This window comes from Duganella callida, assembly GCF_004614165.1.
Classification (GTDB): domain Bacteria; phylum Pseudomonadota; class Gammaproteobacteria; order Burkholderiales; family Burkholderiaceae_D; genus Rugamonas; species Rugamonas callida.
In genome coordinates this window covers 1-14,162 of record NZ_SPVG01000225.1, presented here as the reverse complement: position 1 = coordinate 14,162, position 14,162 = coordinate 1, and the positions used below count along the sequence as shown (strand labels likewise).

The 14,162-nt window shown below is 65.7% G+C and carries 13 protein-coding genes; 9 read left to right on the top strand and 4 right to left on the bottom strand.

The window, feature by feature from the left end:
• On the bottom strand, nt 1-534 hold a 534-nt coding region (locus E4L98_RS22570), incomplete at its 3' end, for a hypothetical protein (RefSeq protein WP_135203791.1).
• Between the two features lie 32 nt (nt 535-566).
• Here E4L98_RS22570 and E4L98_RS22565 point away from each other — a divergent pair.
• The gene (locus tag E4L98_RS22565) at nt 567-800 is read left to right on the top strand and encodes a hypothetical protein (protein ID WP_135203790.1); all 234 of its coding nucleotides are present in this window, start codon (nt 567-569) and stop codon (nt 798-800) included.
• Nucleotides 801-807: 7 nt separating this feature from the next.
• On the opposite strand, the gene E4L98_RS22560 is transcribed toward E4L98_RS22565, so the two are convergent.
• Nucleotides 808-2,187: a hypothetical protein gene (locus tag E4L98_RS22560; protein ID WP_135203789.1), complete on the bottom strand. Its 1,380-nt coding sequence runs from the start codon at nt 2,185-2,187 to the stop codon at nt 808-810.
• Between the two features lie 171 nt (nt 2,188-2,358).
• On the opposite strand from E4L98_RS22560, the gene E4L98_RS22555 reads away from it, so the two are divergent.
• From E4L98_RS22555 to E4L98_RS22525, 8 genes are all read left to right on the top strand, one after another.
• The gene (locus E4L98_RS22555) at nt 2,359-2,718 is read left to right on the top strand and encodes a hypothetical protein (RefSeq protein ID WP_135203788.1); all 360 of its coding nucleotides are present in this window, start codon (nt 2,359-2,361) and stop codon (nt 2,716-2,718) included.
• Between the two features lie 150 nt (nt 2,719-2,868).
• Nucleotides 2,869-4,101, top strand: coding sequence for a TolC family protein (locus tag E4L98_RS22550; protein ID WP_229257516.1), 1,233 nt, complete (start codon nt 2,869-2,871; stop codon nt 4,099-4,101).
• Nucleotides 4,098-5,297, top strand: a complete 1,200-nt coding sequence (locus tag E4L98_RS22545) for an efflux RND transporter periplasmic adaptor subunit (protein WP_135203786.1) — start codon at nt 4,098-4,100, stop codon at nt 5,295-5,297. The genes E4L98_RS22550 and E4L98_RS22545 overlap by 4 nt, the downstream gene beginning before the upstream one ends.
• Nucleotides 5,298-5,310: 13 nt before the next feature.
• Nucleotides 5,311-8,475 carry a CusA/CzcA family heavy metal efflux RND transporter gene (locus E4L98_RS22540; protein ID WP_135203785.1) on the top strand — a complete coding sequence of 1,055 codons (3,165 nt, stop codon included), beginning with the start codon at nt 5,311-5,313 and terminating at the stop codon, nt 8,473-8,475.
• Between the two features lie 32 nt (nt 8,476-8,507).
• Complete coding sequence (locus E4L98_RS22535; protein ID WP_135203784.1) at nt 8,508-9,092, top strand: TetR/AcrR family transcriptional regulator; 585 nt, start codon at nt 8,508-8,510, stop codon at nt 9,090-9,092.
• A gap of 60 nt (nt 9,093-9,152) precedes the next feature.
• On the top strand, nt 9,153-9,716 hold the full coding sequence (locus tag E4L98_RS22530; RefSeq protein ID WP_135203783.1) for a DUF308 domain-containing protein: 564 nt from the start codon (nt 9,153-9,155) through the stop codon (nt 9,714-9,716).
• Complete coding sequence (locus tag E4L98_RS30150) at nt 9,713-9,889, top strand: hypothetical protein (protein WP_167761419.1); 177 nt, start codon at nt 9,713-9,715, stop codon at nt 9,887-9,889. Before E4L98_RS22530 ends, E4L98_RS30150 begins: the two co-directional genes overlap by 4 nt.
• Before the next feature lie 329 nt (nt 9,890-10,218).
• The gene (locus tag E4L98_RS22525; protein ID WP_135203782.1) at nt 10,219-10,743 is read left to right on the top strand and encodes an FxDxF family PEP-CTERM protein; all 525 of its coding nucleotides are present in this window, start codon (nt 10,219-10,221) and stop codon (nt 10,741-10,743) included.
• Between the two features lie 54 nt (nt 10,744-10,797).
• Here the strand turns inward: E4L98_RS22525 and E4L98_RS22520 are convergent, their stop codons facing one another.
• Nucleotides 10,798-12,441: an ATP-binding protein gene (locus E4L98_RS22520; protein ID WP_167761417.1), complete on the bottom strand. Its 1,644-nt coding sequence runs from the start codon at nt 12,439-12,441 to the stop codon at nt 10,798-10,800.
• Between the two features lies 1 nt (nt 12,442).
• Nucleotides 12,443-13,879, bottom strand: coding sequence for an ATPase domain-containing protein (locus tag E4L98_RS22515; protein WP_135203780.1), 1,437 nt, complete (start codon nt 13,877-13,879; stop codon nt 12,443-12,445).
• Nucleotides 13,880-14,162: the final 283 nt, after the last annotated feature.

Here is a 14,162-nt window from a genome sequence, read left to right as displayed (position 1 = left end):
CGTCAGGGCGCTGGCCGGCGAGCGCCACTGCTGCAGGGCGGCGCCGAAGCGTGCGCGCGCCGCCGGCGCCTCCCGCTGTTCGCTCTGGACATGCACGTGCTGCCAGCCCTCGCTGACATGGGCGTCGTACCAGGTGGACGGGGTGGCGCCGACCGGCAGGAAGCTGCCGGCGCCTTCGACCGAGCCCAGCGTCGCGTCCAGGCGGCGCAGCGCGCCGGCCTTGATGGTGGCAAAGGTGTCGGCCGGCGCGGACGGCACCGCCCGCGCGCTTTCGGCCAGCAACTGGTATTGGCCGCTGACCGTGCGTCCGGAGCGCCGGAAGAAGCCGCTGCCGAGGTCCGGTACGGTGTCGGCCAGCAGCGAGATCAGTTCGGTCGCGCGGGCCGGCGAGGCGGCGCCGTCCGGCCCGCTCAGGCTCGGTTGCGGAATCGGCGTGCCGAATTCGAACGCAAAGGCAAGCTGCGCATCGTTGCCGCCGAGCCGTTGCAGGACCGCGTCCTGCACCGCCGCGAGCGCGTCGTCCAGGGTCGGCATCTCAACCGTCCTTGAGCGGGCAGGCCGGCACGATGTCGCTGAGGAAAGCGACGATCTGGGCGCCGTGGATGGTCAGGGTATTGTTCTCGAAGGTGGTGCCGAAATGGCTGGCCGACGAGGCCGCGTCCCAGCGCGAGGACGAGGCGGCCGAGTTGGCGCTGCTGAAGCGGGCGCTGCCGCCGAAGTTGAGGAAGCCCAGGCAGACGCCGACCGCGCCGCCGGTCGACGCCGTGTCCGAGCTCTCGGCGGCCGCGCCGGCGCCGTAAAAGCTGTTCAGGATATCGCCGTCGGCCCCCCAGGTCTCGGTGCTGATGGGACATTGCGCACGACCAGGAATTGCTGGGGAATCATGGGGATCAGCTTGTCCTGGCTGTCGACCTGGCCGTCGATCGTGCCGTCGCTGATGCCGTTGGCCTTGATGCCGACCGCGCGCCATCCCTGCATGGCGAACAGGTCGCTGGTCAGCCATGGCCGCTGGATGGTGCACAGCATGAACTCGAGGTCGATGCTGAGGTTGGTGGCGGTATTGCCAAAGATGTTGTGGAAGGTCGATGCGGTCGAGTCCTGCCAGCCGGCGCTGGTGCTGGTGGTGCTGTGCGAGCCGCCGAACGCCATGAAGCCCAGCGAAAAGCCGCCGCCGCCGGAAGCGCTCGATGCGTGGCGCTGCCACGCGCTCTGGCTCGCGGAGGTCGATGTGGTGCCGCTGTAGCTGCTGTAGCTGCTGCGGTTGACCTTGATCCGTTCCACGCCTTCGTCGTCGTCCGGATTGCACCAGTTGGCGGGCACGATGTAGGAATACGGTATCTTGGTCGGCACGCCGGCCAGCCCGAGATCCCACGCCGAGAATTCGTCGATGGCCTGGTGGATGGCGGAGGCCTGGTAGGGCCGGCCGATCGCGGCGACCGCGTCCAGCGCCGCTTCCACCTCGACCGCGCCGCCGAGGTTGAGATCATTCTGCGCCTGCTTGACCGCGTCGATATACACCCCCGAATCCTGCGGCCAGGATTCAAACAGGATGGGATCGCGGCGCGCGGCGTTGAAGGCAGTATTGAACGCCGCGTTGGCAAGCCCCAGCGCACGGGCATTCTTCAGGTAGGCGTCGTACAACGGAGTGTTGCCGAGCTTGCGGCCTTCGGCGTCCAGCTGGTAGAGCAGCTTTTGCGCCGCGTCCAGCCGGGCCTTGCCCTCCGCGTCCACCAGCGTTTCGGCATCCGGCCGCATCGATGTCAGCATATTGTTGTAGGCGAAATCCAGATGACGGCCGGTGGGGTATTCGCTATACGCGTCATCCTTGGTCACCTTCAGCATCATGCGCGACAGCGCGGCCACCTTGTAGGCCGCCTGCATGGATAGCTTCATTTCGGTGGTGACGCCGGGCGGCAGGGACGCGGCGGGCGCCGGCGCACCGGGCACGGGCGCCGGATCGAGCGTGCCTGGCTTGCCGTTGGGGAAGGTTGCTTGCAGCGAGGTGCCGCCTATGGGCGACCAGGCGCCACCATAGTCGGCCTTGACGACCGGCATGCCCAATACCAGTTGCGAGTAGACGCGGGTATCGAGCGGTTTGCCGTCGGAGCGGGTGGGGGAGCGCTGCTTGATCATTTCGATCAGCTGATCGAACAGCGACAGGATCGATAGGCCTGGTTCGTTTTCCATGCTGGTTCTCCGTCTTGGGGGCAAAAAACAATACCGGTACTGTAATGACGGAAGCAACGACGGCATATACCGTGTTTGGGGCGACGCATAGCGTGATCGCGGGAGGCGTCGGCGGACGGTGGGCGCCGCAGCCATGTTCGGCGTGGCAGTCATCGTGGTACACTCGGCGCCATGGTCCGTCGCACCCTCATCCTGCTGATTACCCTAATCGCGCTGCAGTTCAGCTGGAGCGTGGTGGCGGCCTATTGCACGCATGAGACGGGCCGTGCCGCCGATCATTGGGGCCACCATCCCGATACCAATGCTTCGGATGACATCGCTTCGGTGTTGAAAGAAAAACCCGCGGACGCCAAGCAGACCTCGGCGCATACGCACTGTGCTTCGTGCGCCCATGGCACCTTGTCGATCGACAGCTTTGAAGGCATCCCGCCTGTGCGGACTGCCGAAGCTGCCCCCGTGTCCACCGAAATCTTCCTCTTCTCGCATTACACCGCCCCTCCGGAGCGCCCTCAGTGGGCAGCCGCCGCATAACGCCGGCGGTTGTATTCTTTCCCTTCGATAGTTGTGTGACTGACGCCTGAATGCGGGCGCAGCTTGCCGCACGCCGCCGGATTCCTTCGTCTTTCATTTTCGGAGCTATCCATGCAATCCCGACATTTTGTTCTGGGAGCGGTTGTCCTGTTGGCGCAACTTATCCCCTCCGGCGCCCGTGCGGCCGATACCACTTCCACACCTTTAACGCTGGAGCAAGCCATCGTCATGGCCCTGTTCGCCAGTCCCGAACTGCGCTCCGTCGCCCAGGACGTGGCAATCGCCGCGGGCGCTCGCGTTCAGGCGGGCCTGCGCCCCAATCCGGAACTGTCGCTGCTGCGCGAAGGCACGTCCTCGAACAGCGGCCGCACGGACACGTATCAATTGAGTCAGCCGATTGAGCTCGGCGGCAAGCGCGATGCGCGCATCCGGCTGGCGGACCGGGACCAGGCCCTGGCGCGCGGCGACGTAGCCGTCACCGCGGCCGAGTTGCGCGCCAATGTCACGGCGGCATACCTGGAGGCGCTGACGGCCCAGGAGCACGTCGCACTGGCCCGGGAATCCCTGAGCCTGGCCGGCAAGGCCACCAATGCGGCCGGCCGACGGGTCGCCGCCGGCAAGATATCGCCGTTGGAGCAGACCCGTTCCAGCGTGGCGGAGGCCGGCGCGCGCCTGGAATTGTCGCAGGCGCTGGCGGATGCCGCGCTGGCCAGGCGCCGCCTGGCGGCCTACTGGGGCGGTACCCAGCCGGAGAACAGGCCCCTGCTCGTTCCGGACATCGACCTCGCTGCCATCCCGTCGCTGACGGAGCTGCAAACCCGCCTGGCGTCCTCGCCACAGATGCGGCGCGCACGTGCGCAGATCGAACGCGAGGAAGCGCAGGTCAATCTGGCGAAAGCCGACCGCGTTCCCGACCTGACAGTCACGCTGGGCCGGAAGAAAGACAGCCTGGCCAACGTCACGCAGACGGTGGTGGGCGTGGCTGTGCCGCTGCCCCTGTTCAACCGCAACCAGGGCAGTCTGCTGTCCGCGCTGCGCCGCGTCGACAAGGCCAGGACCGACGCCGAACGCGAGTACCTCAAGGCGGCGCAGGCGCTGGCCGATGCGCACCAGCGCGCCATGGTCGCGCAGGAGCAGATCGACAGCATGCGCAAGGAAATCCTGCCCGCGGCGCAAAGCGCCTTCAACGCCGCCGTCACCGGCTTCGAGCTGGGCAAGTTCGGCTTCATCGACGTGCTGGATGCGCAACGCACGCTGTTCCAGAGCCGCGCCCAATACCTCGGCGCACTCTCCGCGCGCTATCGCTCGCTTGCCGATTTGCGGCGCTTTGTCGCCGTGGAAGGCGACGTTGGCACTCCACCGACCGACAGGAATGCACAATGAAGTTCAATACCGATAAAAAATCCCTGAAATCCGCATTGGCGATCGTGCTGATCGGCGTCGCGCTGGGCGCGGCGATCCTGTTCTGGAAAAAGGACGGCGTTGGCGTCGCGCCAGCACCGCGGGCCGGAGCGGCCGCGGAGCAGGAAGAGGGCGCCCACGCGGAGCAAGCAGGCGTGATTCTGATGAACGCCAGCCAGATCCAGACCGCGGGCATCAGTCTCGCCAAGGCGCAGGGCGCCAGCATCGGCAATGTGATCCAGTTGCCGGGCGAGGTGCGCTTCAATGAAGACCTGACAGCCCACATCGTGCCGCGCACGCCCGGCGTGGCGGAAACGGTATCGGCCGACCTCGGCCAGAGCGTCCGCAAAGGCCAGGTGCTTGCCGTGATCTCCAGCCCGGCGTTGGCGGATCTGCGCAGCGCCTCGCTGGCGGCGCAAAAGCGGCTGGGCCTGGCCCAGCTGACGTTCCAGCGCGAGAAAAAGCTGTGGGAAGACAAGATCTCGGCGGAACAGGACTACCTGCAAGCCCAGACCGCGCTGCGCGAGGCGGAAATCGAGGCGCAGACGGCACGCTCCAAGCTGTCGGCGCTAGGGGCGGGCGAGGCCGACGGCGCGCTCAATCGCTACGTGCTGCGCGCGCCCTTCAGCGGCGAGATTCTGGAAAAGCATATCGCGCAAGGGGAGGCCGTCAAGGAAGACGCCAACGTGTTCCTGCTGTCCGATCTGAGCAGCGTCTGGGTGGAGCTGGTGGTCACGCCCAGGGACCTCGACGCGGTACGCGTCGGCGCAACGGTCAGGATCACCTCCGCCGCCAGCGACACCTCCACCACCGGCAAGGTCAGTTATGTCGGCAACCTGTTGGGTGAACAAACCCGTACCGCCAAGGCGCGCGTGGTGATTGCGAATCCCGACATGGCGTGGCGCCCGGGCCTGTTCGTGAACGCCGCGCTGATCCGTGGTGAAAGGCAGGTTGCCGTCGCCGTCGCCGCCGATGCCGTGCAAACGGTCGCTGGCAAATCCGTCGTGTACGTCAGAGTGGACAAGGGCTTCAAGGCGCAGCCGGTCAAGACCGGCAATAACGACGGCAAGCTGGTGGAAATCGTCGCGGGCCTGGAGGCGGGCACCGAGTACGCCGCCGGCGGCAGCTTCGTGGTGAAAGCCGAGCAGGACAAAGGCAGCGCCGGACACGAAGACTGACAAGGAAACGACCATGTTTGAACGAATAATTCAATCTGCCATCGGCCACCGCTGGCTCGTCATGCTGGCCGTGTTCGCCATGGCCGCCATCGGCGTCTACAGCTACCAGAAACTTCCGATCGACGCCGTGCCTGACATCACCAACGTGCAGGTGCAGATCAACACCAGCGCCAATGGCTATTCGCCGCTGGAAGTCGAGCAGCGTGTCACCTTCCCGATCGAGACGGTGATGGCCGGTCTGCCGAATCTGGAGCAGACGCGTTCGCTGTCGCGCTACGGCCTGTCGCAAGTGACGGTGATCTTCAAGGACGGCACCGACATTTATTTCGCGCGCCAGCTGGTCAACCAGCGTATCCAGGAAGCCAGGGAAAATCTGCCGCAAGGCGTGGCGCCGATGATGGGGCCGATCTCGACCGGTCTGGGCGAGATCTACCTGTGGACCGTGGAAAGCGAACCGAACGCGAAGAAGCCGGACGGCACGCCATACACCCCGACCGACCTGCGCGAGATCCAGGACTGGATCATCAAGCCGCAGCTGCGCCAGGTGGAAGGCGTCACCGAGATCAATTCGATTGGCGGTTACGCCAAGGAGTACCACATCACGCCCGACCCGGCGAAACTCAGTGCCTATGGCCTGATGCTCAAGGACGTGGTGGACGCGATCGACCGCAACAACAATAACGTCGGCGCCGGCTACATCGAGCGCAAGGGCGAGCAATTCCTGATCCGCGCGCCGGGCCAGGTCCGCACGCTGGATGACATCCGCAATACCATCCTCAACAACGTTCAGGGCGTGCCGATACGCGTGCGCGACGTGGCGGAGGTGGCCATCGGCCGCGAACTGCGCACCGGCGCCGCCACCGAGAACGGCCGCGAGGTGGTGCTGGGCACGGTGTTCATGCTGATCGGCGAAAACAGCCGGGTGGTGTCGCAGGCCGTCGCCAGACGCATGGAAGCCGTCAACCGCTCGCTGCCGGCCGGCGTCAGGGCGGTGCCGGTGTACGACCGTACCGTCCTGGTCGATAAGGCCGTCGCTACCGTGAAGAAGAACCTGCTGGAAGGCGCGATCCTGGTGATCGTCATCCTGTTTGTCTTCCTGGGCAATATTCGCGCCGCGCTGATCACGGCGATGGTGATTCCGCTGGCGATGCTGTTCACCTTCACCGGCATGGTGACGTACCAGGTCAGCGCCAACCTGATGAGCCTGGGGGCGCTGGACTTCGGTATCATCATCGATGGCGCCGTGGTGATCGTCGAGAACTGCGTGCGTCGTCTGGCGCACGCGCAGGAGCAGCTCAAGCGCGAACTGAGCCTGCGCGAGCGCTTCCACGAAGTCTACACCGCGGCCCAGGAAGCGCGCCGGCCGCTGCTGTTCGGTCAGCTGATCATCATGGTGGTGTACCTGCCGATCTTTGCCCTCGCCGGGGTGGAAGGCAAGATGTTTCACCCGATGGCGTTCGCGGTGGTGGCCGCGCTGCTGGGTGCGATGATACTGTCCATGACCTTCATTCCGGCGGCCGTCGCCCTGTTCATCGGCCAGCGTGTGGCGCAGAAGGAAAACCGCCTGATGGCGATGGCCAGGAAGGCCTACGCGCCGCTGCTGGCCAAGGTGATGGACCATGCCACGCCGGTGCTGACCGGCGCCGTCGTCATGATCGTCCTGTGCGGCCTGCTGGCCAGCCGCATGGGCAGCGAGTTCGTGCCCAACCTCAACGAAGGCGATATCTCGATCCAGGCGGTGCGCATTCCTGGCACCAGCCTGAGCCAGTCGCTGGACATGCAGAAAAAACTGGAGGCCGGCCTCAAAGCCAGATTCCCCGAGATCGACCGGGTGTTCGCGCGGACGGGTACGGCGGAGATCGCCTCCGACCCGATGCCGCCCAATATTTCGGACGGTTACATCATGTTGAAGCCCGAATCGGCATGGCCGGCGCCGAAGAAGACCCGCAGCCAGCTGGTGGCTGACATCAGGGAAGAAGCTGAGAAGTATGTCGGCAACGCCTATGAATTTTCGCAGCCCATCCAGTTGCGTTTCAACGAGCTGATTTCCGGCGTGCGCAGCGATGTCGCCGTCAAGGTGTACGGGGACGATATGGAGGTGCTGGCCGACACCGGCGGGAAGATCGCCGACGTGTTGCAGCGCATCCCCGGCGCCAGCGAAGTGAAGGTGGAGCAAACCGGCGGCTTGCCGATGCTGACCGTGCAGATCGATCGCGAGAAGACCGCGCGCTACGGCCTGAACATCGGCGAGGTGCAGGAGGCGCTGGCGATCGCCACCGGCGGCCGGGAAGCCGGCATCATGTTCGAGGGCGACCGCCGCTTCGCCATCCTGGTGCGGTTGCCGGAAAATCTGCGCAGCGATCTGGCGGCACTGCGCCGCCTGCCGATCTCGCTGCCGAACAAAGGGACTGCCGCGACCTCGTTCATTCCGCTGAGCGAAGTGGCTACGCTGGAGTTGGCTCCGGGGCCGAACCAGATCAGCCGCGAAAACGGCAAGCGCCGCATCGTAATCGGCGCCAACGTGAACGGCCGCGATATCGGCAGCTTCGTGTCCGAGGCCGAGGCGGCGATCGCCGGCAGCGTGCGCATTCCGCCCGGCTACTGGACGACCTGGGGCGGCACGTTCGAGCAGCTGCAGTCGGCGACCCGGCGCCTGCAAATCGTCGTTCCTCTGGCGTTGTTCCTGGTCTTCACGCTGTTGTTCGTCATGTTCAACAACGTCAAGGATGGTCTGCTGGTATTCACCGGCATCCCCTTCGCCCTGACCGGTGGCATTCTGGCGCTGTCGCTGCGCGGCATTCCGCTGTCGATCCCGGCCGCCGTGGGCTTTATCGCGCTCTCCGGCGTGGCGGTCCTCAACGGGCTGGTGATGATCGCCTGTGTCCGTTCGCTGCGCGAGGCGGGCATGAGTCTGGACCAGGCGGTGACCACCGGCGCACTCACCCGTTTGCGGCCGGTGTTGATGACCGCGCTGGTGGCGTCGCTCGGCTTCGTGCCGATGGCGCTGGCGACCGGCACCGGCGCCGAGGTGCAGCGGCCATTGGCGACGGTGGTGATCGGCGGCATCCTGTCATCGACGGCGCTGACCTTGCTGGTATTGCCCCTGCTATATCGCCTCACGCATGGTGCGGCCGCAGACTTGCCAGATCCTCCGGCAGCTGTTTCCGCCGGAGCTTGACTGCCAAACCTACTAGAAGGTAGAATAATGCCATGAACAAGCTTTCCTCGACCGCGGACGAGATTCTCGCCTGTGCCCAGTCCCTGATCGTTGCCGGCGGCTATAACGGCTTCAGCTATGCCGATATTGCCGAGGTGGTCGGGGTGCGCAAGCCCAGCATCCATCACCATTTCCCCAGCAAGGTGGACCTGGTGAAGACGCTCGTCAGCCGCTATCGCGCTGCGGCCGAGGAGGGCGCCGCGAACATGGCACACGCGCTGCCCGGGCCGCAGGACCAGTTGCAGGCCTATGTCGGATACTGGAAGCGTTGCATCGAAGACGCCAGCGCGCCGTTCTGCGTCTGTGCGCTGCTGGCCGTCGAACTGCCGGTGTTGCCGGAAGAAGTGGCGCTCGAGATTCGCGCGTATTTCCGCTTTCTGTCGGACTGGCTGACGTCGCTGTTCGAGCGCGGCGCGCGGGAAGGTGTGCTCCGGCTACGGGAAACGCCCCATGTCGAAGCCGAAGCATTCATGGCCACCGTGCACGGCGCCATGTTGTCGGCAAGGGCATTCGGCAATGCCGGCGCGTTTGCCGCTGTTATGGATCCCATGATGGCGCGCCTGACCGCTGTTGTGTGAAGCTGGGCAATTTTTTTACGTCTTAAACCTACCAACTAATAGGTAAATGAAAGGAATATCATGGTCAGCAAACCCGCCGCATCGGAGCAACGCCCCGCCGAACAGTGGCTGAAGCAGTACTACTATGCCCGGGCCGCCTTCGCCATCGCCTGGGTCGCCGCCGCGTCCACCGTGGCCAAGGACGCCTGGGGCGTCGCGGCCGTGCTGCTGGTGCTGTATCCGCTGTGGGATGCCGTTGCCAATTTCGCCGATGCCGCCCGCAGCGGCGGCCTGGCGCGCAACCGCACCCAGGCCGGTAACGTCATCGCCAGCCTGATCGTGACGGCGGCCGTTGCGCTGAGCCTGTCGGACATGCATCGGGTCCTGGCGATCTTTGGCGCCTGGGCCATTCTGTCCGGCCTGTTCCAGCTGGGCACGGGGGTACGCCGCTGGCGGACCAGCGGCGCCCAGTGGACCATGATACTCAGCGGCGCACAGTCGGCGCTGGCCGGGGCGTTCTTCATCGCGCAGGCGCGCATGCCGGCCATGCCGTCGATCGCCACCATCACCGGCTACGCCGGCTTCGGCGCCTTCTATTTCCTGCTGTCGGCGCTGTTGCTCAGCGTGCGCGCCAGGCGCGCATGAAGACTTCACCCGTGGAGCGCGCGAGGCCGGTCTATCCGCAGCGGCAGATCTGGATATTCCTGGCCCGGGTCTGCGTGTTTTCCTTGGTGGCCGACACGCTCAGGATCAACGGGATGGCTGCGGCTGCGCAGCGGCAGCCTGTGGCCCAGCGTTTTCCTGCACGCCAGCCATAATCTGTTCATCCAGGCGATTTGCGATCCGCTGACCGCCAATGCCGGCGCGTCCCGCTACCTGACCACCGAGTTTGGCGCGGGACTCGTGCTGGCCATCGGCGTCACCGCATACATCGTCTGCAGACGGTCGATCGTGCCGGGTATGCGTTCGAGCCGCGGGTAGCGCTGCCAGCCATATGTTAATTCCGCATAAGAATAGTTAAATTGCGTTGTATTCTTCAAATCCTTTCCAATGCGTATCGAACGCGGCCGATCCCGGAAATGACACTGGGTAGTATCAGACATCCCATTTGGGATATTCAATCTACGCGCTGTTTCATTGAAAAGGGATGATGATGAAAGCTATAAAAATTGCTGCTGCAGCTATGCTGGCGCTGGCCGGAGGCTTCGCTTCCGCAAACGATATTCAACTCAATGCAGGCATGATCACGTCGGATGCGGCCAATCCTTACGGCCACATGTTCGTGCATGACATGGGCACCTTTACCGACACCATCGATTTCACCATTCCCTCGGGCAGCCTCGGCAGCTCGGCGAATGCGCTCACGCTCACCCTCGGCAACACCACCGTGTTCAATGTCTCCAATCTGATGTATTCGGTGTACAGCGGGACGGCGATGGATGGCGGCCAGTTGTGGGCCACCTACGCCGGCGACAACATGACCCATGACCTGCCGCTGAGCATGGCGGGCGCCTACCACATCATGATCACCGGTAACGCCGACGGCATGATGGGCGGCAGCTATGCGCTCTCGCTGGTGTCGTCGGTGCCGGAACCGGAAACCTATGCCATGATGTTCGGCGGCCTGGCGCTGCTGGGCGCTGTGGCGCGCCGCCGCCAGAACCGCGGCTGATAACAGTTGGCAGACCCCTTGCGCCGCCCGGTGGGGCGGCTTTTTTGCGTCCGCTCAGCGCGCCGGCGCGTTGCGCGTCCTGGCGATCGCCGTGCCGGCCGCCGCGATGACGGTGTCGGTGCTGTACGGCTTGCGCACGAATTCCACGCCCAGGCCGTCGAGCCGCCCGGGATCGCCGAGAAAGCCGCTGGCCAGCACGATGGGCAGCGCCGGGTGGCCTTTTCGCAGCCGGCTGGCCATTTCCACGCCGTCCAGCGTGCCCGGCATCTTCACGTCGGAAAAGACCATATCGATGCGCGCGAAGTCGGAGGCCATGGCCTGGTCGGCATCGAACGCGCAGCAGACGATGCAGCCCAGACTGGCCCACATGTCGACCGCGACTTCCGCCACGTGGTGATCGTCCTCGACGCACAACACGCGCATGCCGGCGAAGCCGTCGCTGGACGCGGCCGGCAGCGCGGCCGGCGCGGCCAGGCTGGCCGCCGCGCCGCGCGGCAGCAGGATGAACACCGTGGTGCCGTCGGCCGAGGTGCGCAGAAACGCCGCGCCCTTGCTTTGCTGGGCATAGCCGTAGACCTGCGACAGCCCCAGGCCGGTGCCCTTGCCCAGCGGCTTGGTGGTGAAGAACGGTTCGAACGCCTGCTGGGCCACGGCTTGCGGCATGCCCGTGCCCTGGTCGCGCACCGCCAGCTGCACGAAGTCGCCGCTCAGCCCCTGCAGTTCGCGCAGCTGGGACGAGGGCAGCGTGACGTTGCGGATCGCCAGCGTCACCGTGCCGCCGTCGGGCATGGCGTCGCGCGCATTCACCACCAGGTTCAGCAGCGCCATTTCCAGCTGCGCCAGGTCGGTGCTGACCGGCCACGGCGTGTCGGGCATGTCGATGGTCAGCGCGATCTGCTTGCTCAGCGAGTGCCGCAGCAGTTGCGCGATGTCCGGCAGGCACTGGTCGAGGCGGACGTCGGCTATCTGCATCGGCTGGCGCCGCGCGAAGGTCAGCAGCTGTTGCGTCAGTTGCGCGCCCTGGCCGGTGGCGCGCGCGATGCTGTCCACGCTTTTGAGCAGGGCCGGGTTGTCCTTCAGCTGCAGGCGCATCAGGTTCGACGCCGACGAAATCACCTGCAGCAAATTGTTGAAGTCGTGCGCCACGCCGCCGGTCAGCCGTCCCAGCGATTCCAGCCGGCGCGCCTCGGACAGCGACAGCTCGATCTGCCGCCGTTCGCGGATTTCGCGCGACAGCGCGGCCGTGCGCTGATCGACCCGCCGCTCCAGTTCGGCGGCATGCTCATTCATCTGGGCCAGCTGGTCGCGCACCTGCCGCTGCAGTGTGCGGGTGCGCTGCGCCGACAGCACCGCCAGCATCAGGACTTCGTGGCGCAGCGGACGTGTCAGCAGGGTGACGTTGCCCAGCTGTTCCAGGATCGCATCGGGACCGCCCGGTATCAGTGCGTCGGCGTCGGCGATGGCGATCACCGGCAGGTTGGACCAGAGCGGCTGGCGCGCCAGCTGTTCGCCCAGCCGCCGGGCCGAGCAGCGCATCAGGGCTTCCTCGGAGGCGATGGCCATCAGCGCCGTTTCATCGAGCGCGGCGCAGAATTGTTCGGCGCAGTGACACACGACCGAATCGATGTGCACCGCCGCCAGGCTGGCGCTGAGCACCTGGGCGTCGCGGCCCAGCGGCGCATAGATCACGGCATGCATCTCACGCACCCGGCGCGGCCGGCAGGCTGGCCGCCGCGGCGCTGATGGGCTGGCCGATCGAGAAGCCTTCCTCATTCAGCATGAACTCGCGCACCTCGTGGCTGTGCGCGCTGTGGCGTTTCTTCAGCACCGAGATATGCTTGTTGCGCAGGCCGCCCTGCTGGTTGAAATTCAGCGCGATGACATTGTCGGTGATGATCGACAGCGCATCGGGCTCGCGCGACGTGTCCAGGCTGTGCGAGTGGGCGCCGACCACCACCGCGATCACGCCCATGTTGGCCAGATACGAAAACAGTTCGTTCATTTGCATCAGCAGCGTGCGTTCCTCGCGCACCAGGTCGAGATAGGAATTGATGCTGTCGATGATGACGATGCGCACGTCGTCGTCTTCCACCCGCCGCCGCACCCGCCAGACGAAGGCGCCGGCCGAGATCCGCGACGGATTGATGCGGCTGATGAACAGTCCCTGCGGCGCCTGCGTGGCGTGGTCGATGCCGAAGCGGTCGATCATGCGCGACTTCAAGGTGATTTCCGCTTCATCCAGCACGAAATAGGCGGCGCGGTCGCCGGCGCGCACGGCGGCCAGCGCGTATTGCAGCGCCAGCGTGGTCTTGCCCACGCCCGACGGCCCGATCACCATGGTCGAGGTGCCGCTGAGCAGGCCGCCGCCCATCAGATCGTCCAGCCCGGCCACGCCGCTGGCCAGCGCGCGCGGCGTGTAGGCGCGGTGGTGTTCTTCCGCGATCAGGCTGGGAAACACCAGGATTTCGTCGCGCTCGATGGCGAAATCGTGCCAGCCGCTCTGGTAATCGCCGCCGCGCAGTTTGACCACCTTGAGCAGCCGCCGCGCCGAGCCATAGGCGCGGTCCTTTTGCTCCAGCGTGATCACGCCGTGGACCGCGCTTTGCAGCTCGTATTCATGTTCCACCGCGGTCAGGTCGTCCAGGATCAGCACGGTGGCGCCGGCGCGCGTCAGGCGTTCGCGCAGGGTGATCACCTGGCGCCGGTAGCTGGCGCTGCTGTGGGCCAGCAGGCGGATTTCCGCCATCGAATCGATCACCACCAGCGTCGCCCGCTGCCGCTCCACCTCGGCGGCGATGGTGCCGACCAGGCGTGACAGTTCGGCGTCGCTGGGCAGCATGATGGTTTGTTCGCCGTATTCGTGGGGACTGAACAGATCGGGCACGAACAGCCGCACCCCCTCCAGCGACCAGCCGTGGCTGGCGGCGGCGGCGTGCAGTTCTTCTTCCGATTCGGACAGCGAGATGTACAGGCGGCGCGCGTCGTCGACATGGTCGCCGATCAGGAAGCGCAGTCCGATGGTGGTCTTGCCGGTGCCGGGACGGCCTTCCAGCAGATGGATGCGGTTGTGCATCAGGCCGCCGCGCAGCACGGCGTCCAGTTCAGGTATTCCAGTAGGTATGCGGTCGGCGCTCATGACGGATCCGGATGGGTTGATCGGTGTGCGGCATTGCTGTCGCGCTTGATGCGGATTGTCATCTGCCGGCCGGCGGCACTATGCGGTCCAGCCCGCATAGCGCTGCATGCGCTGCGGAATTTTGTTGCTGGCGGTTAAGCGGATCACATAAGGCGATGACGGCACCCGCCCGCGGGCGGGCAGGCGTGCAAGGTTGGCAGTCGCGGGGTGGGGGAGGCGGACCGGACGCGCTTGGCGCGCGGTGCGGGAGGGGCGGTGCGCGCGGGCGCGGCCGGCATGGGGC

What these genes read in the sequence shown, in the direction of transcription:
- E4L98_RS22565 (WP_135203790.1), top strand. Translation starts at nt 567, where the DNA reads ATGTCGCTGAGGAAAGCGACGATCTGGGCGCCGTGGATGGTCAGGGTA.
- E4L98_RS22560 (WP_135203789.1), bottom strand. Translation starts at nt 2,187, where the DNA reads ATGGAAAACGAACCAGGCCTATCGATCCTGTCGCTGTTCGATCAGCTG.
- E4L98_RS22555 (WP_135203788.1), top strand. Translation starts at nt 2,359, where the DNA reads ATGGTCCGTCGCACCCTCATCCTGCTGATTACCCTAATCGCGCTGCAG.
- E4L98_RS22545 (WP_135203786.1), top strand. Translation starts at nt 4,098, where the DNA reads ATGAAGTTCAATACCGATAAAAAATCCCTGAAATCCGCATTGGCGATC.
- E4L98_RS22540 (WP_135203785.1), top strand. Translation starts at nt 5,311, where the DNA reads ATGTTTGAACGAATAATTCAATCTGCCATCGGCCACCGCTGGCTCGTC.
- E4L98_RS22535 (WP_135203784.1), top strand. Translation starts at nt 8,508, where the DNA reads ATGAACAAGCTTTCCTCGACCGCGGACGAGATTCTCGCCTGTGCCCAG.
- E4L98_RS22530 (WP_135203783.1), top strand. Translation starts at nt 9,153, where the DNA reads ATGGTCAGCAAACCCGCCGCATCGGAGCAACGCCCCGCCGAACAGTGG.
- E4L98_RS30150 (WP_167761419.1), top strand. Translation starts at nt 9,713, where the DNA reads ATGAAGACTTCACCCGTGGAGCGCGCGAGGCCGGTCTATCCGCAGCGG.
- E4L98_RS22525 (WP_135203782.1), top strand. Translation starts at nt 10,219, where the DNA reads ATGATGATGAAAGCTATAAAAATTGCTGCTGCAGCTATGCTGGCGCTG.
- E4L98_RS22520 (WP_167761417.1), bottom strand. Translation starts at nt 12,441, where the DNA reads ATGCATGCCGTGATCTATGCGCCGCTGGGCCGCGACGCCCAGGTGCTC.
- E4L98_RS22515 (WP_135203780.1), bottom strand. Translation starts at nt 13,879, where the DNA reads ATGAGCGCCGACCGCATACCTACTGGAATACCTGAACTGGACGCCGTG.